21 protein-coding genes and 2 tRNA genes are annotated in these 20,319 nt (G+C 62.5%); 20 read left to right on the top strand and 3 right to left on the bottom strand.

The window, feature by feature from the left end:
- The first annotated feature begins 64 nt into the window (after window positions 1-64).
- The 8 genes from obgE (at window position 65) to WBN73_RS18380 (ending at window position 7,220) form a co-directional block, all read left to right on the top strand.
- Entirely contained in the window at window positions 65-1,651 is a 1,587-nt protein-coding gene (obgE, locus tag WBN73_RS18415) for a GTPase ObgE (protein WP_337340985.1), read from the top strand.
- A complete protein-coding gene (gene proB / locus WBN73_RS18410) occupies window positions 1,641-2,822 on the top strand; it encodes a glutamate 5-kinase (RefSeq protein WP_280622976.1) in 1,182 nt (393 codons plus the stop codon). The genes obgE and proB overlap by 11 nt, the downstream gene beginning before the upstream one ends.
- A complete protein-coding gene (locus tag WBN73_RS18405; protein ID WP_337340984.1) occupies window positions 2,819-4,183 on the top strand; it encodes a glutamate-5-semialdehyde dehydrogenase in 1,365 nt (454 codons plus the stop codon). Before proB ends, WBN73_RS18405 begins: the two co-directional genes overlap by 4 nt.
- A gap of 81 nt (window positions 4,184-4,264) precedes the next feature.
- Window positions 4,265-4,507, top strand: a complete 243-nt coding sequence (locus WBN73_RS18400; RefSeq protein ID WP_089595294.1) for a hypothetical protein — start codon at window positions 4,265-4,267, stop codon at window positions 4,505-4,507.
- Window positions 4,508-4,511: 4 nt separating this feature from the next.
- Entirely contained in the window at window positions 4,512-5,186 is a 675-nt protein-coding gene (gene nadD / locus WBN73_RS18395; protein WP_369746664.1) for a nicotinate-nucleotide adenylyltransferase, read from the top strand.
- 7 nt (window positions 5,187-5,193) lie between these two features.
- Window positions 5,194-6,567, top strand: coding sequence for a hypothetical protein (locus WBN73_RS18390; protein ID WP_337340983.1), 1,374 nt, complete (start codon window positions 5,194-5,196; stop codon window positions 6,565-6,567).
- Between the two features lie 58 nt (window positions 6,568-6,625).
- A complete protein-coding gene (gene rsfS, locus WBN73_RS18385; protein WP_091553904.1) occupies window positions 6,626-7,030 on the top strand; it encodes a ribosome silencing factor in 405 nt (134 codons plus the stop codon).
- 114 nt (window positions 7,031-7,144) lie between these two features.
- A tRNA-Ala gene (locus tag WBN73_RS18380) sits at window positions 7,145-7,220 on the top strand.
- Window positions 7,221-7,323: 103 nt separating this feature from the next.
- On the opposite strand, the gene WBN73_RS18375 is transcribed toward WBN73_RS18380, so the two are convergent.
- Window positions 7,324-7,929: a ScbR family autoregulator-binding transcription factor gene (locus tag WBN73_RS18375; RefSeq protein ID WP_207593726.1), complete on the bottom strand. Its 606-nt coding sequence runs from the start codon at window positions 7,927-7,929 to the stop codon at window positions 7,324-7,326.
- Between the two features lie 390 nt (window positions 7,930-8,319).
- On the opposite strand from WBN73_RS18375, the gene WBN73_RS18370 reads away from it, so the two are divergent.
- Window positions 8,320-8,392 (top strand) — tRNA-Ala (locus tag WBN73_RS18370).
- 63 nt (window positions 8,393-8,455) lie between these two features.
- Here WBN73_RS18370 and WBN73_RS18365 read toward each other — a convergent pair.
- Complete coding sequence (locus tag WBN73_RS18365; protein WP_207593725.1) at window positions 8,456-8,833, bottom strand: cupin domain-containing protein; 378 nt, start codon at window positions 8,831-8,833, stop codon at window positions 8,456-8,458.
- Window positions 8,834-9,020: 187 nt separating this feature from the next.
- On the opposite strand from WBN73_RS18365, the gene WBN73_RS18360 reads away from it, so the two are divergent.
- The 5 genes from WBN73_RS18360 to WBN73_RS18340 all read left to right on the top strand — a co-directional run bounded on the left by WBN73_RS18360 (window position 9,021) and on the right by WBN73_RS18340 (window position 14,748).
- Window positions 9,021-10,166: a class I SAM-dependent methyltransferase gene (locus tag WBN73_RS18360; protein ID WP_242703320.1), complete on the top strand. Its 1,146-nt coding sequence runs from the start codon at window positions 9,021-9,023 to the stop codon at window positions 10,164-10,166.
- A 224-nt stretch (window positions 10,167-10,390) separates the two neighbouring features.
- Window positions 10,391-11,590 carry an ROK family protein gene (locus WBN73_RS18355; RefSeq protein ID WP_337340982.1) on the top strand — a complete coding sequence of 400 codons (1,200 nt, stop codon included), beginning with the start codon at window positions 10,391-10,393 and terminating at the stop codon, window positions 11,588-11,590.
- 43 nt (window positions 11,591-11,633) lie between these two features.
- The gene (locus WBN73_RS18350) at window positions 11,634-13,007 is read left to right on the top strand and encodes an extracellular solute-binding protein (RefSeq protein ID WP_337340981.1); all 1,374 of its coding nucleotides are present in this window, start codon (window positions 11,634-11,636) and stop codon (window positions 13,005-13,007) included.
- Window positions 13,004-13,873 carry a carbohydrate ABC transporter permease gene (locus WBN73_RS18345; RefSeq protein ID WP_337340980.1) on the top strand — a complete coding sequence of 290 codons (870 nt, stop codon included), beginning with the start codon at window positions 13,004-13,006 and terminating at the stop codon, window positions 13,871-13,873. Before WBN73_RS18350 ends, WBN73_RS18345 begins: the two co-directional genes overlap by 4 nt.
- Entirely contained in the window at window positions 13,870-14,748 is an 879-nt protein-coding gene (locus WBN73_RS18340) for a carbohydrate ABC transporter permease (RefSeq protein WP_443193273.1), read from the top strand. The genes WBN73_RS18345 and WBN73_RS18340 overlap by 4 nt, the downstream gene beginning before the upstream one ends.
- Window positions 14,749-14,755: 7 nt before the next feature.
- On the opposite strand, the gene WBN73_RS18335 is transcribed toward WBN73_RS18340, so the two are convergent.
- Window positions 14,756-14,989: a hypothetical protein gene (locus WBN73_RS18335; protein ID WP_337340979.1), complete on the bottom strand. Its 234-nt coding sequence runs from the start codon at window positions 14,987-14,989 to the stop codon at window positions 14,756-14,758.
- A 134-nt stretch (window positions 14,990-15,123) separates the two neighbouring features.
- Here WBN73_RS18335 and WBN73_RS18330 point away from each other — a divergent pair, with 134 nt between their 5' ends.
- The 6 genes from WBN73_RS18330 to WBN73_RS18305 are packed head-to-tail and all read left to right on the top strand — an operon-like array spanning window position 15,124 to window position 20,170.
- Window positions 15,124-16,131 (top strand): AAA family ATPase, encoded by a 1,008-nt coding sequence (locus tag WBN73_RS18330; RefSeq protein WP_280622969.1) that lies wholly within the window; start codon window positions 15,124-15,126, stop codon window positions 16,129-16,131.
- A gap of 12 nt (window positions 16,132-16,143) precedes the next feature.
- Window positions 16,144-17,073 carry a DUF58 domain-containing protein gene (locus WBN73_RS18325; RefSeq protein WP_337340978.1) on the top strand — a complete coding sequence of 310 codons (930 nt, stop codon included), beginning with the start codon at window positions 16,144-16,146 and terminating at the stop codon, window positions 17,071-17,073.
- Window positions 17,063-17,524, top strand: coding sequence for a hypothetical protein (locus WBN73_RS18320; protein ID WP_337340977.1), 462 nt, complete (start codon window positions 17,063-17,065; stop codon window positions 17,522-17,524). The genes WBN73_RS18325 and WBN73_RS18320 overlap by 11 nt, the downstream gene beginning before the upstream one ends.
- Window positions 17,515-18,495, top strand: coding sequence for a vWA domain-containing protein (locus tag WBN73_RS18315; RefSeq protein ID WP_207593718.1), 981 nt, complete (start codon window positions 17,515-17,517; stop codon window positions 18,493-18,495). The genes WBN73_RS18320 and WBN73_RS18315 overlap by 10 nt, the downstream gene beginning before the upstream one ends.
- Window positions 18,492-19,469, top strand: coding sequence for a vWA domain-containing protein (locus tag WBN73_RS18310; RefSeq protein ID WP_337340976.1), 978 nt, complete (start codon window positions 18,492-18,494; stop codon window positions 19,467-19,469). Before WBN73_RS18315 ends, WBN73_RS18310 begins: the two co-directional genes overlap by 4 nt.
- The gene (locus WBN73_RS18305; protein ID WP_207593716.1) at window positions 19,466-20,170 is read left to right on the top strand and encodes a hypothetical protein; all 705 of its coding nucleotides are present in this window, start codon (window positions 19,466-19,468) and stop codon (window positions 20,168-20,170) included. Before WBN73_RS18310 ends, WBN73_RS18305 begins: the two co-directional genes overlap by 4 nt.
- The last annotated feature ends 149 nt before the right edge of the window (window positions 20,171-20,319 follow it).

The following is a 20,319-nucleotide window of genomic DNA, read 5'->3' as shown; positions in this document are numbered from 1 at the left end:
TTTTGCAACAGCGCTGGCAACAGCAACAAACGCTGTAAGTAAGACAGCAACTGAGGAGATCCACGTGGCGAGCTTTGTAGACCGGGTAGTCCTGCACGTATCCGGCGGAACCGGCGGCCACGGCTGTGTCTCTGTAAAGCGGGAGAAGTTCAAGCCCCTCGGTGGCCCCGACGGCGGCAACGGCGGCAATGGCGGGGATGTCATCCTCCGGGTGTCCGCCCAGACCACCACGCTGCTGGACTACCACCATGCACCCCACCGCCACGCCACCAATGGTGGCCCGGGCATGGGCGACTGGCGCGGTGGCAAGAACGGCGAGACCCTGGTTCTTCCGGTCCCGGACGGCACCGTCGTTAAGACCAAGGACGGCGAAGTCCTGGCCGACCTCGTGGGTGAGGGTACTGAATACGTCGCAGCTGCCGGCGGCCAAGGCGGCTTGGGCAACGCTTCCCTTTCCTCCCAGAAGCGCCGAGCGCCGGGCTTTGCCCTGTTGGGCATCGAAGGCGAATCCAGCGACATCGTCCTGGAACTGAAGTCCATTGCGGACATCGCGTTGGTCGGCTTCCCCTCTGCCGGCAAGTCCAGCCTGATCGCAGCCATGTCTGCTGCCCGGCCGAAGATCGCCGATTACCCGTTCACCACGCTCATTCCCAACCTGGGCGTGGTCCAGGCGGGAGAAGTCCGTTTCACCATTGCCGATGTCCCCGGTTTGATCGAGGGTGCCAGCGAAGGCAAGGGACTCGGGCACAACTTCCTGCGGCACGTTGAACGATGCGCGGCATTGGTGCACGTCCTTGACTGCGGAACCCTGGAGTCGGACCGGGATCCCCTGTCCGATCTCGCCATCATTGAGGCCGAGCTGGAGAAGTACGCGGTTGACATGAGTTACGCCGGTGTTGACGGCGAAGTTGTTCCCCTGAACGAGCGCCCCAAGCTGGTTGTCCTCAATAAGGTTGACCTGCCCGATGGCAAGGACATGGCTGAGTTCGTTCGTCCCGACCTGGAAGCGCGGGGTTACCGCGTGTTCGAAGTCTCGGCAACCAGCCACGAGGGCCTGCGCCAGCTCGGATTTGCCATGGCGGAGATCGTCAAGGCAGCGCGCGATGCCGTGGCAATCGCACCCCCCAAGGTTGCACCGCCGGTTCTGCGGCCCCGTGCGGTCAACGAGTCCGGTTTCAAGATCCGCCGCGAAGAAAAGAACCTCGAGCCGCTGTTCCGCGTTCTGGGCGAAAAGCCTGTGCGCTGGGTCAAGCAGACCGACTTCACCAACGAGGAAGCCATCGGCTATCTTGCCGACCGTCTGGCTAAGCTGGGCGTGGAAACTGAGCTCTTCAAGGTTGGCGCCAAGCCTGGCGACACCGTGGTCATCGGTGAAGACGACGGCGTGGTGTTCGACTGGGAGCCCACCATGATGGCCGGCGCCGAACTCCTGGCAACCCCCCGCGGTACCGACATCCGCGTTGCGGACATTGGCGACCGTCCTACACGTTCGCAGAAGCGCGATGAGCAGATTGAGCGCCGCGAAGCCAAGGCCGCCGCCCGTGCCGAGCTTGAAGCAGAACGCAAGGCCGGCATCTGGACCGAATCCGTCAGCGGCCGCCGCGCACAGACCGTGAGGGAGAGCACCCTGGACGCCGGTGATGACGACTAGGACCGTCGACGTTCCGGCCACGGCCGAAGGCCTTGAACGCCAGGCCCTCGCCACCGCCAAGCGGATTGTGGTCAAGGTGGGGTCCTCTTCCTTGACCAGCATCAAGGGCGGTATCTCCGAGAAATCCCTTGCGGGACTGGTGGACGCCCTGGCGGACAAGCGCAACGCCGGCACCGAGATCATTCTGGTCTCTTCGGGGGCCATCGCTGCGGGCCTGGCACCTTTGGGACTGGCCAAGCGACCCAAGGACCTGGCAACGCAACAGGCTGCCGCCAGTGTAGGCCAAGGATTGCTGATGGCCCGCTACACACAGGCATTCAGTGCCCACGGCGTCACCGTCAGCCAAGTGCTGCTGACCGCGGATGACCTCATGCGCCGCACGCAGCACACCAACGCTTTCAGGGCGTTGGACCGCCTGCTCAACCTTGGCGTGGTGCCAGTGGTCAACGAGAACGACACCGTGGCCACGCACGAGATCCGCTTCGGTGACAACGACCGGCTGGCCGCTTTGGTAGCCCACCTGGTCCGCGCGGATGCGCTGGTACTGCTGTCCGACGTCGATGCCCTCTATGACGGTCCGCCGTCCCAGGGTGCCAAGCGTATTCCGTTGGTTCAGGGTCCTCAGGACCTTGAGGACGTCACCATCGGCAAGGCCGGTAAGGCCGGCGTCGGAACCGGTGGAATGATGACCAAGGTCGAGGCGGCGTCGATCGCTGCCGGCTCGGGTATCCACGCTTTGGTGACGTCAACGGCCAATGCCGCGGCCGCCTTGGCGGGGGAGGACGTGGGGACTTGGTTCTCCGTCAATGGCAACCGCAAGCCGGTGCGCCTCCTGTGGCTGGCGCACCTGGCGACGGTTCAGGGACGCTTAATGCTCGACGACGGCGCTGTTAAAGCAGTCCGCGAACGGCACAGGTCACTCCTTCCCGCGGGCATTTCGGAGGTCAGCGGTGACTTCGAAGCCGGCGATCCCGTGGAAATGGTTGCCCATGACGGAACCGTGCTGGCGCGTGGGCTGGTGAACTACTCTTCGGAGGAACTTCCGCGCATGCTGGGCCGCACTACCCAGGAGCTCGGCCAGGCGATGGGCCGGGGTTACGACCGCGAAGTTGTTCATGTTGATGATCTGGTGCTCCTGCGGACGCCCCGCTCATCTAAACTTGGAGCATGACTGAAGCGCTGACCCCTGATGCCCCTGTGATCTCCGACGTTTCCGGTGTTGCCGGACAAACGCCGGAGAACCCTGTGGCAGGCGGCGCTCCGCTCTCCCCGGAGGATGTCCAGGCCGCCGTTCATGCCATTGCCGACCGTTCCCGCAAGGCTGCCCGCCGGATGGGCCAGGCGAACCGTGCCTGGAAGGATCGTGCGCTCCGTGCCATTGGAACAGCCTTGGTGGAGAACCGGAAGCATGTTTTGGAGGCCAACGCCAAGGACGTTGCCGCAGGCCGCGCCAATGGCACGTCCGCAGCGCTCCTGGACCGCCTCACGCTGACTCCTGCCCGGATCGATGGCTTGGTTGCGGCCCTGGAGAATCTGGCAGGCCTGCCGGATCCCGTAGGCAACGTAGTCCGCGGACAGACGCTCCCCAACGGCCTGCGCCTGCGCCAGGTCAACGTACCCATGGGCGTTGTGGCCGCCATTTATGAGGCCCGCCCGAACGTGACCGTTGATATCGCCGGCTTGGCCCTCAAGAGCGGCAACGCCGTGATTCTTCGTGGCGGGTCAGCTGCGGCGAACACCAATGAGGCTTTGGTGCGGATCCTTCGGGAAGCACTGGATTCGGTGGGCCTGCCGGCCGATGCTGTCCAGACCGTGGACCAGTACGGCCGCGAAGGTGCCAACGTGCTGATGCGTGCTCGCGGGCGCGTGGACGTCCTCATTCCGCGGGGCGGGCGGGACCTCATCCAGACGGTGGTCACCAACTCTGCCGTACCCGTTATTGAGACCGGCGAAGGCAACGTCCACATCTTCATCGACGAGTCCGCGAATGAAGAAATGGCTGTGGAGATCCTCCTCAATGCCAAAACACAGCGTCCCAGCGTCTGCAACACAGTTGAGACCCTGCTGGTGCACTCGGGCTCAACGGTGCTTCCTGCTGTTGCCAAGGCATTGCGGTCACAAGGGGTGACGCTCCATGTGGACGAGAGGATCGCCGCTGCCTTGGGCAAGGACGTTGAAAGCGTTCCCGCTGACGACGACGATTGGGCCACCGAATACATGGACCTGGACCTTGCAGTGGCCATGGTGGACAGCCTGGATGAGGCCGTCAACCACATTCGCACGTGGACCACGGGACACACTGAAGCGATCCTCACCAACAACCTTGCCAACGCCGAGAAGTTCATCGCAGAGGTTGATTCCGCTGCCGTGATCGTCAATGCCTCCACGCGCTTTACCGACGGCGGTGAACTGGGCCTCGGCGCCGAGGTGGGCATTTCGACACAAAAGCTGCACGCACGGGGTCCCATGGGCCTCACGGAGTTGACCACCACCAAGTGGATCGTCCAGGGTGAAGGCCAAGTCCGCAGCTAGCAACGCTGTAACATAGAACAGAAGTCCGGAACGTCGGGATGCCCCGCCGTGCAAACATTTGAGAACCAACTAGGGGAGAAGATGCTGTTTCAGCAGATCGCCACGTCCATTGCCGCCCAAACTGAAGGCGGCGGCCACGAGGAACTCGCACCCCTGTGGGCAGAGCCGTGGGTCTTCGGCATCGTGATGTTTGCCCTGATGCTGGTCCTCCTGTTCGTCACCCTGTCCTACACCAACCTGGGCAACCGCCACGAGGCTGTTGAAGAGCACGCTGATCCGCACCGCCAGCACCCGAACAAGCACACCCACGGGCAGGGCCACTAACATTATTGCCGCAACACCACGTGGGGAGTCGGGGCGCAGGCTTCGGCTGGGCGTGATGGGTGGAACATTTGATCCAATCCATCACGGCCACCTTGTGGCTGCCAGTGAAGTAGCAGCCAAGTTCGGACTCGACGAAGTGGTTTTCGTGCCGACGGGACAGCCGTGGCAGAAGTCGCACAAACTTGTCAGCGAGCCGGAGCACCGGTACCTGATGACAGTGATTGCCACGGCATCCAACCCACGGTTCACTGTCAGCCGGGTTGACGTTGACCGTCCCGGCCCAACGTTCACCATAGACACCCTGCGTGATTTGCGGGCCCAGCGTCCTGACGCGGACCTGTTCTTCATCACCGGTGCGGACGCCTTGGCCCAGATCCTGTCCTGGAAAGATGTGGACGAGTTGTGGTCGTTGGCGCACTTCGTCGGGGTGACCCGTCCCGGACATGAACTGAACGACCTCGGACGGACTGATGACGTCAGCTTGCTCGAAGTTCCGGCTATGGCGATCTCCTCCACGGATTGCCGGATCCGCGTGGGCGCAGGCAATCCCGTCTGGTACCTGGTGCCGGACGGAGTGGTGCAATACATCGCAAAATATGGTCTGTACGCGCCCCAGCCCGTGGCAGGGGAGCTGACGCCCGCACTGTCCGGATCAGACGACCAAGCACGTACTGAATGAGTTTTGAATGAGCAGCCAGGAACAGCGACCCATCCGCAGCAGGCGTGAGCTTCGCCGCGCCCGGGAAGAACAGTCGGGAGCCGCCGCGCAGCCGGATGCCACTGCGCAGCCGGACGCGCAACCAGAAGCCACCGCGGAACCGACGGCGCAGCCGAAACCTGCCGCGGAGCCAAACGTGCCGGCAAAAGCCGGCGTGGTTTCCAAGGCCCCCACCACAAGTGCCGCTGCTGGCGCTGACCGTCCGGCTGGGTCTGACCGCCCCGCTGCCCGTAACCGCCGTGCCGCTGATGGTCCGGTGGATGCTGTAGGAACCGCCGCGCAAGAGCGATCCTCTCAGGTCCGGGCACGTGACCGTGCAGCCCTGCGGACCATCAAGGAACTCGCGGACAAGGAAGAACAGCTCTCCGGAGGTGGGCCTCCCACGCGGCGCCAGCTGCGGCTTCAGCAGCTCCAGGCCGAAGTTGCCACGTCAATGAACCCGATCGTTCCAGTGCCGGGTTCCGCGCAGGAAGCTGCAAAGCCGGGTGCTCCAACTGATGACGCCGGAAACGCCGACGCTACGAAGTCCGCGACCACCAAGCCCGGCATGGCAAAGCCCGAGGTTGCCACAGCCGGGGACGGCAACGAAACTCCCGCAGAGAAGACCACGCCCAAGGACAAAGCTCCGGATGCCGCCACGGAGTCCGGAATGTCCGTTGAGCAGGCCCTTGCAGTCCGTGAGTTGATCGCGGCGCAGGTTCAGAACCAGACGTCCAAGCTGGAACACATCGCCGAGCAGGATCCGTTGGCTGTTGATCCAGCGGTGTTGGCGGAGCAGATTGCCCTTGCCGAACGTGCGGCGGTGTTGAACAAACGAGCTGCAGCCAAGCAGAAGCTTGCCGAGCAGAACAAGGCTGAGCAGGGCAAGGTCGAACAGGGCAAGGTCGAGCAGGCAAAGTCTCCGGCGGCCACGTCAGGCCCTTCCACGGCCAACAACCTGGCCATGGTGACTCCTTTGGAGTTCGTCAAGGTTCCTGGTGTTGAGCGTCCGGTCATGAAGCGTCCCAGTACCACGTTCGTACCGTTGATCACGTCGGCAGGTCCAACTCTGGATGACCCGTCGCAGGTCAAGAAGCCAGGATCCCGAGGCCGCGCAGGAGTTCTTGCCCGGGCGGAAGCTGTAGCCAGGTCCGCCAGGAAGAAGCCTGCTGCACCTGTGGAGCGCAGCGAAGAGACGCAGCGCCCGCCCGTTTCTGCCAGTACGGCTTACGGACTTGATCCGTTGGACGTCAATACTGCAGGACTGGCACGGGCTCAGCGCAACAGGCTCCTGCAATACGGTGTTTTGGCCATGGGCCTGGTTGCGCTCATCGTCGGCATCATCATGATCACCAGCGGCTAGTTCCGCTTTATCCCGGCAAACGCCAAACCAAGGCCACCGGCCACAACAAGGAGTCCCCGTGTCTGCACATGAACAATCCATCACCCTCGCCCGTCACGCAGCGCGTGCAGCGGCCGATAAGCTCGCCGAAGACATTGTTGCGCTTGATGTGAGCGAGCGCTTGGCGCTTACTGACATCTTCCTTATCGCGTCTGCTCCCACTGAGCGCCAGGTTAACGCAATCGTCGATGGCATCGAGGAAGAACTGCTCAAGCAGGATCTCCGTCCCGTGCGTCGTGAGGGCCGCTCCGAAGGCCGTTGGGTCTTGCTGGATTATGCGGACATCGTAATCCACGTCCAGCACGCAGAAGATCGCGTGTTCTATGCACTGGAGCGCCTCTGGAAGGACTGCCCTGTGGTGGATCTGGAGCTCGGTGACGATGCCTCCGCCAAGGCTGTTTCCGCGGAGGACTCAGAGCACTAGAAGCTACGGCAACCGAATATGCCCGATTTGGAATTTTCGGAAATGCTGTTCTAAGATATTTGAGTTGCTTCGGCGCGGATGGCTGAAATGCTGAACGTGAAGCAGCAAGAATATGGGGCTGTGGCGCAGCTGGTAGCGCACCTGCATGGCATGCAGGGGGTCAGGGGTTCGAGTCCCCTCAGCTCCACCATCAAGGGTCCTGCTTTCGTCAAGGAAAGCAGGACCTTTCTTGTACCCGGAGTCAATTGATCCAGCTGGCTGTACCGGGCTCACGCAGTTGGGTGATCAGCGGGTCATGGAACCTGCGGCTGGGTGCTAGCGCCTGATGTCAGGGTTGGCAGCATGAATTCCCACATTTGTTCGATCCTGGCCATAACGTCGGCGCGCGCGGTGAGAACCTCGGAAACCATCTGGACTCCGGTGAAGGATGCAATCAGGTATCGGGCAAAGGCAGCGGCATCCAGATCGGCGCGGACATCCCCCTCCGTCTGGGCTTGAGCCAATAACTGGTGGGTGGTGTTGATCCAGTCCTGATACGGGGCGGAAACGTCAGCTTGGAATGCGGAGGCTTCAAAGGTGAGCCGGATACCACCTTGGACTATCGGTTCATCCAACAACTGCTGCCCGAACATTCTGCAGAGGGTGATGATTTTTTCCAGCGCAGTGTTGTTGGAGCCGGCGATCTCCGAGCCCGCCGACTGGACCAAGGCGTGTTGTTCGTCGATGACCGCCAGGGCAAGCTCCCGCTTGGACGTGAAATGGAAATAGAGGGCGCCCTTGGTCACGCCCGCGCGCTTGGTGATGTCAGCCAGGCTGGCGTTTCCGTACCCAATCTCAGCGAAGACGCGCGCTGCGCCTTCAATGACTGCCAGTCGGGTGTCCTGCGCACGTTGCTGCATCGGTAGTGGCTGACCTTTCGAGCGATGTGGTGGGGTCGGATGATCTGTCAGGGGATGCTGGCAGTGGCACCTCCGGAACCCCATAACGCTATCACCGGGCGCGGCCGGGTCAGTCAAATAAACCGACTGGACGGTTTGGTTTCTGGAGGTATCGATCTTAGACTTCATGGGGGCGGAGCTGGATGACAGCACGCTCCCAGGCAGCCGGTTTGGGGGGAGGCGCGGTGGATTCGTCCAGCGCGCCTCGGCTGCCGGGTTTCATTGATAAGCCACGGCCCGGGGGTGACGCAGTTCACGGTTGGCCGATTTCGCTTCTCGATGGATTGTGGTTAGTATTGACGAGTTGCTTCGACGGGAAGAGAAAAACTTCACCGGAAAATCAACAAATCCGGGGCTGTGGCGCAGCTGGTAGCGCACCTGCATGGCATGCAGGGGGTCAGGGGTTCGAGTCCCCTCAGCTCCACTTCGGAAAAAGACCCCGCTCACTTGAGCGGGGTCTTTTTGCATGTACTGAAACCCGATCTCCTTATCCAGGGGGGCGGGCGAACTCGGCGCCGCTGACGAACTCGACACCTTGGAACGGTTCGTCGCCTACAACGTGGGCATTGTGGCCCGGCGGGATCGTGTAGGAGTCGCCGGCAGAGATACTGATCTGGCCGCCGTCGTCGGTTTCAACGTCCAACTTGCCGGAAACGCAGAATCCCACGTGGCTCAACTGGCAGGAGTCGGTGCCCACCACAGGTTTGATGCAGTCAGCCCAGGTCCAACCGGGCTCAAAGGTCATACGGCCGATTGTGTATTCTCCTACGGTGACGAGGTCCAGAACGGTCTTATCCGGGCGGCGCGTTTCGTCGGGAGAGTTGTGGGACTTTACTTCAAGGTTCGTGACAACATTGACACTCATGGCTTCTCGCAGGGGAGGGGGAGCCGGATGATGGATGGTCCCGGTGCCTGGCTCCCTTGTCACCGCGACGTGTGCCGGCCGCCTCTGTGATGGTTCTACCAAACTGACGGGACAGCCAGGTGTTTAGGTGCTGCACTTTCAGGTTCCTCCCAAGCACTGACAAAGTCGAGTCAAAAACGCAACGAAAGTGAGAACCTCCATCGTGACGGCATTGGAACTGGAAACCCTGTTTGGCTCCTTGAGCAGGCTCCCGGACGTCGAAGCGGAGAATTTGCAGGCTTACGACGCCACTGACCGGATTTTGCTGGAAACAGCGGCAGAAATGGTAGGCCAGGAAACCGGGGTTGTCGTCATTGGCGACCGTTACGGTGCCCTGACGCTGGGTGCGCTGGTGCGACTCGGCGTCGGGCATGTCCGTGTTCACCAAGACCTTGTCACGGGGCGGCTCGCGTTGGAGCGCAACGCAGCTGCAGCAGGTCTCGAGGGCCGTTTCACACAGCACGGTTTAGGCCCGGAATTGCTCGGCAATGCAGGGCTGGTACTGGTTCAATTGCCGAAGTCGCTCGCTGAGTTGGAGGAAACCGCCGAAGCCGTTGCGCGGTTCGCGGCGCCGGATACGGTGATGTTGGCAGGCGGCCGTGTCAAACATATGTCCACCGGGATGAATTCAGTCCTGGAGAAGTACTTCTCTTCTGTCCAACCGCAACTCGCCCGTCAGAAATCCAGGGTGCTCATTGCCCGGGATCCCCAACCGGTTCCGGACACACCACCATTCCCCGTTGTGGAACCATTGCAGGAGTTGGGAATCACGGTCTGCGCTCATGGCGCAGTCTTCTCCGGAGCCCGCCTGGATATTGGAACGCGTTACCTGCTGACCTTCCTGGACCGGATGCCGGCTGCCCGCCGCGTGGTGGACCTGGGATGTGGCACGGGGATCCTGGCCACCATGTATGCACGGCGCCATGAGGAGGCGAACGTGGTGGCAACGGACCAATCCGCTGCTGCTGTTGCCTCGGCCCGGGGTACGGCGGCGGCCAATGGTGTGGGGGATCGGGTGGCCGTCCTTCATGATGACGCGATGTCCACGCTTGCACCCGGCAGCGCGGACCTCATCCTGCTGAACCCGCCGTTTCATGTAGGGGCAAGTGTCCATGCAGGCGCTGCGCTGAAGATGTTCCAGGCCGCCGGACGTGTGCTGGCGCCAGGTGGGGAGTTGTGGACCGTCTACAACAGTCACTTGCAGTACCGGGGTGCGCTGGAACGGCTTATTGGACCTACGTCGGAGGAAGGCCGCAACCCCAAATTCACGGTGACACGCAGCCTCAAATCCTGAGGTCACCGTCATCAAGGGCCGGTGCAGGAAGCTGTCACATACAATTCAGTGGCATCGTTACCAACCCCTGACTTCGTCGCCAGCGTGTGCTCGTACCTGTGGGGCTGTGGGTATCGTACGATGCAGACAGAGACTAAACCCGACCAAGTTTTTCCGAATGACGAGGGGCATCAGTGACTGAGATCCGGCAGCCGACACCGAGGCGCGGAACGAATCTACCCCGTATGGGGGACTTCAATCTGACCGTCATTCTGGAGGCGATCCGGCGGTCAGCGCAGGGACTCAGCCGCGTGGAGCTGGCACAGATTGTTGGACTTTCCCCCCAAACCATTTCCAATATTTCCCGGCGCCTGCTGGATCAAAAGCTGATCGTCGAAGCCGGCAAGGAAGGATCGGGGCCGGGCAAGCCGCGGACCATCCTTCGGTTGAACCCGGCTGGGATGTACGCCGTCGGTGTCCATCTGGACCCGGCCGTCATCACTTTCGTGGTCCTTGATCTGTTGGGCGACGTCGTCAGGCATTCCCGGATGTCCACCCCTGGCGGGGACCCCGCCGGCGTGATCACCAGCATCGCCGCGCAAATCAAGGTCCTGGTCGAAGAATCGGGCGTGGACGCATCCAAGATCGCTGGTCTTGGCGTTGCCGTCCCTGGACCGATTGACCTGGATGAAGGCTCTGTAGTGGAGCCGCCCCTGCTGACCAGGTGGAATCGGGTGCGTATCCGCGAGGCCCTGAGCGAAGCCACCGGGCTGGAGACCCTGGTTGACAAGGACGTCACCAGTGCAGCTGTTGCTGAGACCTGGGCCGGAGGCGCGAGCGGCGCCGGCAGCTTTGTTTTTATGTACATGGGTACCGGCATCGGTTGCGGAATCGTGCTCAACGATGAAGTAGTGCGTGGAACCTCCGGCAACGCCGGCGAAATCGGCCACATCGTGGTTGATCCTTCCGGACCTTTGTGCGATTGCGGACTGCACGGATGCGTTAAGTCCTCCTGCATCCCTCAGGTCCTGGTGGCCGAAGCCGAAGCAGCCGGTGTCCTGGACGGTCACCGTGAGGGGGCAGACGGCCCCGAGGTCCAGGAACGTTTTGCAGCGCTGTGCGACCAAGCCGACGCCGGGAACCAAAAAGCCATTGCCATTCTGGACAATTCGGCCACCCTTGTGGCTCGTGCCGTGTCCGTAGTGACCAATACCCTGGATGTGGAGCGCGTGGTTTTCGGTGGACCCTTCTGGGGCCGTATGTCGCCCTACTTCCTGGAGCGGGTTCCGGAACTGCTGGACAGGAACAATGCCGCCCGCATGATCCATGACCTGGAAGTTGTAGGCACGGGAGTGGGCGAGGACGTGGGCGCCATCGGTGCAGCATGTCTCGTCCTGGAGCACATGCTGGCACCGCGGGCCCAGCGGCTCCTTCTGGAAGGCTGAATCAGCACGACGTTTGACGGATTGGAGCACCATGGGCCGCCCGATGAAGTTAGCCGGTATCAAACACGTGGCGCGGAAGTTTGCCGCCATCGCTTCAGCCACCGCCGTCTTTGTGGCAGCCAGCTCCTGTTCGCCTGCGCCTGACGCGGCCGGGAACAAGACGCTGAAGATCGTCTATCAGAAGACGGATGCCTTTACTGCCCTCGACGCAGTCATGCAGGACGCCAAGAATGAGTTCGAGGCAGCCAACTCCGGGGTTGCCGTTGAGCTTCAGCCCATCCAGGCCAACGACGACGACTACGGAACCAAGCTTGCCCTGGCCCAGCGTTCCGCGGAAACGGCACCGGATGTCTTCTACGAGGACACCTTCAAGGTCCGTTCGGACGTCGACGCCGGGTACCTCCTTAAGCTTGATGGCTACCTTGAGAAGTGGGACGACTGGTCCCTGTTCAATGAAGCAGCCAAAGCGGCCGGCCGGGCAGATGACGGCAGTATTTATGCGGTGCCGCTCGGTACGGACACCAGAGCCATTTGGTACAACAAGACAGTCCTTCAAAAGGCGGGCGTTTCCTTGCCCTGGCAGCCAAAGACCTGGGATGACATCCTGACCACGGCCCGCGCAGTGAAGGCATCCGATCCCAACGTGATCGCCTTCAACATGTACGCAGGCAAGGGGACCGGCGAGGGCACAGTCATGCAGGGCTTCTATGAACTCCTCTACGGGACAGACAGCACCTTGTATGACGAGAACGCCAGGAAGTGGGTAGTCGGGTCCCAGGGATTTACTGACTCACTGGCGTTCTTGAAGACCCTCTACGACGAAAAACTCGCAGTGAGCCCCGCCGAGGCCTTGGATGCCAACGTCTGGAAGAAAGTCTTTGGCGAGTGGTTCCCGCAAGGCAAACTGGCGGCCACCGTGGAAGGTTCCTACACGCCGTCGTTCTGGCAAAAGGGTGGGGCGTACGAGTGGGCAGGATATGAGCAGGACATGGGCGTCGCGATGTTCCCCACCAGGAATGGCCAGGAGCCCGGAGGCGTCAGTATGTCCGGCGGCTGGACGCTTGCGGTGGGTGCGAAGAGCAAGAACCCTGACCTTGCCTTCCAGTTCCTCACCACTGCTCTGAACAAGAAGAACGCGTTGGCGTACGACATCAACAATTCGCAGATTGCCGTCCGGACCGATGTCGCCGCGGAAGCGGATTATTTGGCAGCCAACCCGTTCGTCAAGGATGTCTCGGACCTGGTGGCCGTAACGCATTACCGGCCCGCCACTGCTGACTATCCGAAGATTTCCACTGCAGTCCAAGTGGCCACGGAGTCAGTAATAACGGGCAAGCAAAGCCCCGAGGATGCCGCGGCAGAATACGATGCCACCGTCCGGAAGCTTGTGGGTGAGGACAAGGTCCTGGAGAAATGACCATCCGCCGCGTCCTGCGGCTCCTGCCGGTAGTTCCGTCGATTCTGCTGCTCCTGCTTTTCCTCGTGGCCCCGGTGGCTTGGTCCTTTTATGCGTCCTTCACCAATGCGTCGTTGACGGGCAAAGCGGCGCAGGACCCGCAGTGGGTGGGCGCCGACAACTACGCCCGGATGTTCAGCGATGACTCGTTTCCGCTGTCGGCCTGGCTGACCGTAGTCTTTGTCGCGGCGTCGGCGGTGTTGGGGCAAAATGTGCTGGGCCTGCTGATTGCGCTGCTGATGACGCGTTCACGGAAGGTGGTCTCCTCCGTGGTGGGTACGGCAGTTGTTGCGGCCTGGGTCCTCCCGGAAATTGTGGCTGCGTTTGCCGCCTATGCCTACTTCAACCGGGAAGGAACTCTGAACCAACTGGCCGGCATCGTAGGTGTCGACGGCGTGGACTGGCTGTATTCGTTCCCCCTTGTGGCGATCATCCTGGCCAACACCTGGCGCGGCACCGCTTTTTCCATGCTGGTGTACCGGGCGGCTTTAGCGGACGTACCCCGGGATATATCCGAGGCCGCGCTCATGGACGGCGCCCGGGGGTGGCAAAGGCTCACTTTCATTACCCTGCCTCTGATCCGGAGCAGTATCACCACCAACCTGATGTTGATTACGCTGCAGACGCTGGCCGTTTTCACCCTCATCTGGGTGATGACAGCGGGCGGTCCAGCCAACACCAGCACCACTTTGCCGGTCCTGGCGTACCAAGAGGCGTTCAAGTTTGGTGACATCGGCTATGGAACGGCGGTGGCGTCGGTCCTGATCCTGCTGGGCATGGTGTTCGGTGCGCTCTACGTTCGGCTCCTGAGGGAGCGTCGCCCGTGACGACCAAGGGACTGCGAGCGCGGGAGAAGGCACCAGGCACGACGACGGGCGGCACCGCCCGTTCCAGGGCCAGGTTGGGTGCGGATATCGCCTTGGCCGTGATCGGTGTCTGCTTTGTGGCGCCTTTATTGTGGTTGCTGCTGGCCGCCGTCGATCCCCAGGCCGGATACCAGACCAAGGTGCCATCGGCGCCGTCGACCGCCAACTTCAGTGCGGTGCTGACTCCTGAGCTGCTGTTTCAGCCGTTGGCCAACAGCTTGTGGTTGTCTGCCGGTACGGCTGTGGTGAACCTTCTTGCTGCTGTGTTGGCCGCTTATCCGTTGTCCAGATATCAGTCCCGGTTCAACAAGCCGTTCATGTACACGGTGCTGTTCGGCACCTCGCTGCCGGTGACGGCCATTATGGTGCCCGTGTATGGGTTGTTCGTCCAATTGCACCTGTTGGATTCCATGGCAGCCACTATTTTCTTCATGGCGACCACTACTTTGCCCATGGCGATCTGGATGACCAAGAACTTCATGGACTCGGTTCCTTTGGAACTTGAGGAGGCGGCCTGGATGGACGGGGCGTCAGCCATGGCGGCGTTGCGTACCATCGTCCTGCCGGTGATGAGGCAGGGGCTGGGCGTGGTGTTCATCTTCGTCTTCATCCAGGCGTGGGGAAACTTCTTTGTTCCCTTCATCCTGTTGTTGTCACCGGGCAAGCAACCGGCGGCGGTGTCCATCTTCAGTTTCTTCGGTCAGCACGGAGCGGTCGCTTACGGCCAGTTGGCAGCGTTTTCCATCCTGTACTCGGTCCCGGTGCTGCTGCTCTACGCGTTGGTGTCCCGGGGCATGGGGAACTCTTTTGCCCTTTCTGGGGCCATGAAGGGTTAGCAGGCGCTCAGTCGATGTCCTCGATGATCTCGCCGTACGGTATGGACTCGTCCAGGTGGGCTTGGTGGCCGGTGGGTCCCCGGTTGTAGGTGATTCGGACCCCGTGGCGTTCGTCGGCGGCTGATTGCAGGAGGACGGGCCGAACGGCGTCGATGACGTGCTGGTCCTGGGCGGCGAGGTACTTCTGATAGGCGGCTGGTAGCTGATGCATGGCAAAAGGATAGACCTCGGAGGGCTGCATGGGGAGGGGTCCCCATTGCGGCCCTGGACAGGTCAGGCTTCGATAGAGTGGCCCATGCAGGCGGAAGCACTGATGCCCGGATTTTTGGCCGGCCGCCTGCCGGGAGACGTCAGACGCCAGCGAGGGGACCACGAGTGCAACAGACTACTGCCACGGCCGGCATCGACGCACCGGACATGGCCCGTGCCCAACAACTCGTGGGCAGCATCATCCGGAGTTTCGAGAACAAAGTGGTGGGCCAGTCCAGGCTCCGCGAGACGTTGGTCATCGGCTTGTTGACGGGCGGCCACGTGCTGCTTGAAAGTGTGCCGGGCCTTGCCAAGACCACGGCCGCCCAGGCCATCGCGGAATCGGTCAGTGCGGAGTTCCGCCGGATCCAGTGCACTCCGGACCTGTTGCCCAGTGACATCGCAGGCACGCAGATATTCGATGCTGCCAAAGGAACCTTCATCACGCAGCTGGGCCCGGTCCACGCCAACATCGTGCTCCTGGATGAGATCAACAGATCCAGCGCGAAGACCCAGAGTGCCATGCTCGAGGCCATGCAGGAACGGCAGACCTCCATCGGTGGCGAGTCTTACCCTTTGCCGCAGCCGTTCCTGGTGCTGGCTACACAGAACCCGATCGAGCAGGAAGGGACGTACCGGCTCCCCGAAGCCCAAATGGACCGCTTCATGCTCAAGGACGTCCTGGACTACCCGAGTCCGGCCGAGGAAGCCGAAGTCATCCGCCGGATTGACGCCGGTGTGTTCGATGCCGACCAGAAGCCGCCGGCTGCTGCCTCACTGGACGCTGTTGTCCAGGTCCAGAACCTCGTGCGACGGGTCTACATCGACCCCGCGATCGTCAGGTACATCGTGGGCCTTGCCTACGTCACCCGCAATGCTTCCCAATATCTGGAGCCCAAGCTCGCCAACCTGGTGGAGTTCGGCGCCAGCCCCAGGGCCAGCATTGCCTTCAGCCAGGCAGCCAGGGCCCTGGCCTTGCTGAACGGCCGAGACCACGTCATTCCCGAGGACGTCAAAAACCTCGCCCACCGGATCCTGCGGCACCGCATCATTCTCGGGTTCGATGCTGTGGTTGAAGGCGTCCCGGTGGAAACTGTCATTGATGCCGTCGTGGCGTCTGTCCAGACACCGTAGCGGGGACTACGCGTGCCCAGCCTGCTTCGCCGGGTTAAGTCGAAGATGTTCATCTTCGCCCACCGGAGGACACTGACCCTGCTCGATGGTGAATACGGCTCCGTTTTCACAGGCCGCAGCCTGGACTTTGATGAACTGCGGGCCTACGTTCCTGGAGATGAAGTCAGGGATATTGATTGGAAAGCCACCGCACGGCACGGATCGCCCCTGGTCAAGCGGTATGTGGCGGTTCGCCGTCACTCGGTGCTGTTGCTGGTGGATACCGGACGGACCATGGCTGCCCAGGCTTTGTCTGGTGAATCCAAGAAGGACATCGCTGTGCAGGCAGCCGGAGTGCTGGGGTATCTGGCGTGTCGCCACGGTGACGACGTCGGCCTCCTGCACGGGAACGAGACCACAACCCGGTATGTACCTCCCCGCAGCGGCGAGGAGCACCTGGAACGCTTGCTGCAGGAGGTCGATGCGGGCGTCGTCCTGGACGGGCCGCCCAGTTCCCTCTCGGAGCAACTCGACTACGTCCTGAGATACCTGAAGGGACGCCTGCTCGTGGTTGCCGTGACGGACGAGTTCATGCCCGATGCCCGTACTGAGGGGCTGATGCGCAGGCTTCGGGCCAGGCACGAAGTCCTGTGGCTGACAGTGCGGGACGCGAACCTCACACCGGTGGCAGACAAAGGTGCCACGAACAGTACGGATGTGGGCACCGGGCAGGGAATCCCCGCGCTGCTGGCCGCCGACAGCAAGATCCAGGCAGCCTATGAAGCTGCCATGGTGGAACGCGGAGAACGTCGCAGCTCCATCTTCCGCCGATTGGGCATAGCCGAGGAACAAACCTCAGGCAGTGCGGACGTCCTGCCTGCCGTCTTTGCACTCCTTGAGAAGCACCGTTCGGGTGGGCCAACTGCCAGGGGTTCCGGTGGAGGTGGCAATCGTGCAGGATGATGCCGGCTTCTACGCGCCACTGCAGTATCAGCCGCAATGGTTCTGGGCCGGCCTGCTGATAGTGGTGGTGGTGGGTGCTTGGTATGCCTGGATCTTCCGGCCCATTCGCCGGAGACCACCAGCCGGACAAGGACCGCCACAGCAGGACCTGGACGCCCTGCGTTCTGCGTGCCTCGCGGCCATCAACGCCACAGCAGAAGACGCCGACGCCGGACGGATACCAGTGCGCGACGCCCACCAAAGACTTAGCTTCCTCGTGCGGGAGTTCGCCGGGGCAGCCACGGGGCTACCCGTCACGTCCATGACGCTGGAAGATCTCCGCCGCCAAGGTCTCGAGGAACTTGCTGAAGGAATCGCGGGCATCTACCCCAACGAATTCTCCCGTGTGCCAATCCACCCCGTGGGGCACTCAGCAGAGGCTGCGCGACAGGTGGTGATCGGATGGAACTGAGCTACTGGTGGATCCTTCCCCTTGCCGCAGCAGCGGTGGCCATCAGCGCCTGGCTGTACCGCCGTCGTCGTCCTCCACGGACCCGGCCCGTCGCGCACGGTGACCGCCTGACCGACCTGCCGGAGTACCAGCACGCACTACGCAGGTACCGGCTGCGGCTGATGGTGTCAGTGGCGCTCGGTGTCGTATTCCTCGCCGCCACCGCTACGGCTGCCGCCCGGCCCGTCCTGCGCGCCACGGAGCAACCGGAAATCCGGAACAGGGACATCGTGCTCTGCCTGGACGTGTCCGGATCCATGACCAGCACCGATGCCGCCATAGCCACCGTGTTCCAGGAACTCGCCAAGGAATTCGACGGCGAGAGGATCGGCATGGTCATCTTCGACAGCAGCAGCGTGCAACTCTTTCCCCTCACGGACGACTACGACTACGCCGCCGAACAGCTCGCCGAAGCCAAGGAAGCCTTGGACAGCGGGGCAGGATCCTTCTTCGACGGCACGTGGAACGGCGCAGGCTCCTCGCTGATCGGCGACGGCCTGGCGTCCTGCGTGCAGAGCTTTCCCGATGACGCAGGCGCCACCGATGCCCAGCGCTCGCGGTCCGTGGTGTTGGCCACTGACAATTTCCTCTCCGGCGAGCCGATCTTCAGCCTGCAGGAAGCAGCAGCACTGGCAGTCGACAAAAATGTGAAGGTCTATGCCCTGAACCCCAGCGACATGGACTACGGCAACCAACCTGATGAACCCGGTGCCCAACTCAGGGCTGCCGCTGAGGGTACCCAGGGCGCCTACTTCACCGTGGACGGCGCTGAGGCCGTGCCGGGCATTGTGGGGAAAGTGCAGGAAACAGAAGCCACCAGCTACCGGGCAGCTCCTCAGTCGGTAGTAGCCGATGCTCCCGCCTGGCCGCTCGGGATCGCCCTGCTTGCCGGAACGGGCATGCTGGTGCTCGGATGGAGGCTGGAACCATGACGTTCGCACCGGTCTTTCCATGGCCCCTGTTGGTCCTGGCCTTCGCCGCCATGCTGATGTTCACCGTGCTGGCCCTGACACGGAACGCGAGGCCGGCAGCGTTGCGGGGCGCCGCCGTCGTGCTTCTGCTCCTTGCCGCGCTCCGGCCGGGTTGGCCCGGTGGACAGGCCAACACCGCCACCGCGGAGATGGACGTCTTCTTCGTGGTGGACACCAGCACCAGCATGGCAGCCGAAGACTACAACGGCTCTACTACCCGCCTGACGGGGGCCCAACGTGATGTCATGGCGATAGCCAAGGAGCTCGCCGGTGCCAAATTCTCCCTGATCACGTTCGACAACCAGGCCACCGTCCGAATGCCCCTCACCCGCGACGCCACCGCGCTGCAGACTGCCATGACCACGCTCCAACCCCAAAACGCCCGATACGCCAAGGGAAGCAGCGTCACCGGTGCGGCACAGCTCCTCAAAGATCGGCTTGCCGCGGCCAAGGAGCAACACCCGGGCCGGCCCGCTCTGGTCTTCTACGCCGGCGATGGCGAGAACACCAGCGCCGAGCGGCCAGCTGCCATGGACGCCGCCAACGTAGCCGGGGGAGCAGTCCTTGGATACGGCACCCCTCAGGGAGGACGCATGAAGGAAACCCCGGATGCCGACGCCGGCTACCTCAAGGACCGCAGCTCCGACACCACGCAGGACGCCGTTTCACGCATCGACGAAGACCAACTCCGCGCTATCGCCGAGCAACTCCGCCTCCCCTACGCACACCGGACCGGGACAGAGCCGCCGTCGGACATGCTTGCAAAAGCCCAGCCAGGTGTCCTCACTATCAGCGACGCGGACACCCCCGGACGCATTGAGCTCTACTGGCTCCTCGCCCTGGCTGCCTTCCTGCTGGCATTGCACGAACCACTGCGCCACCCCGCCGCACTCCTGAACCTCCGGCCTGCAGCAGCAAAGGAGCGTACCCCATGACCCACGACGTACGACGACGGCGACTCCGCCTTGCGCTGTGGTCCGCGCCGGCGGCCCTGCTGGCGCTCGCAGTTGCCGCGAAACTCCTGGGTGTGGGCGTCCTGGGTGGTGCAGCCGCGGAGTCCTACGCAGCCGGTCAGGAAAATGACGTTGCCCGGGCTGCCTCCTGGCTCCATGTAGCCAACTTCGTGGAGCCGCACAAGGCGTCGTTCGCCTCCGGGGACGCCCGGGTGCTGGCCGGTGACTTCGCCGCTGCACGGGAAGAGTTCGAGACGGCTTTGCGGCTCGGCCCAGGTGATGACGAGTGCAAAGTCCGGGTCAACCTTGTCCTGAGCATCGAGAAATTGGGGGACGCGGCAGGGGACGGTGACGCTGCGGCCCGGCTGCTTGCGGAAGGACTTGCTGTCGCCGAAGCATCACCGCCGCAATGCCATGCTGTTGGTCCCGCCAACGCCGCAGGGGAGGGCGCAGCCCTTGACGCGGCGGAGGACCGGCTCACGAACAAAATCGCCGAAGGAAAGACGCAACGCGGCACGGCGCAGCAGCCTTCCGGGGAATCCCCGTCCACGCCTCCACAGGAACAGCTCAAACAGTTGGAGGAGAGCGCGCAACGAGCCCAACGGGAACGCTCGGAGGGGCAGGAACGCGGAGAATACCTGCGCAGTCCTGACGATGGCCCTCGCGTTGACAGGCCATGGTGAACGTATGGGTGAATAAAGTTCACGAATCCTTGGACTCACATCGGACAACAGCGACGGCGGCCGGTCACCATAAGGGCCGGTTCTAGCGGTCGTTGCAACACCCAGAATTTTTGGGAGTTGCAACGACCGTGTCGTCTTTAAAGAAGGTA

The organism is Paenarthrobacter sp. CCNWLY172 (assembly GCF_037402035.1).
In the GTDB taxonomy this organism is placed as follows: Bacteria; Actinomycetota; Actinomycetes; order Actinomycetales; family Micrococcaceae; genus Arthrobacter.
The sequence above is the reverse complement of the archived record's forward strand: the minus strand, read 5'-3'. Positions and strand labels throughout refer to the sequence as shown.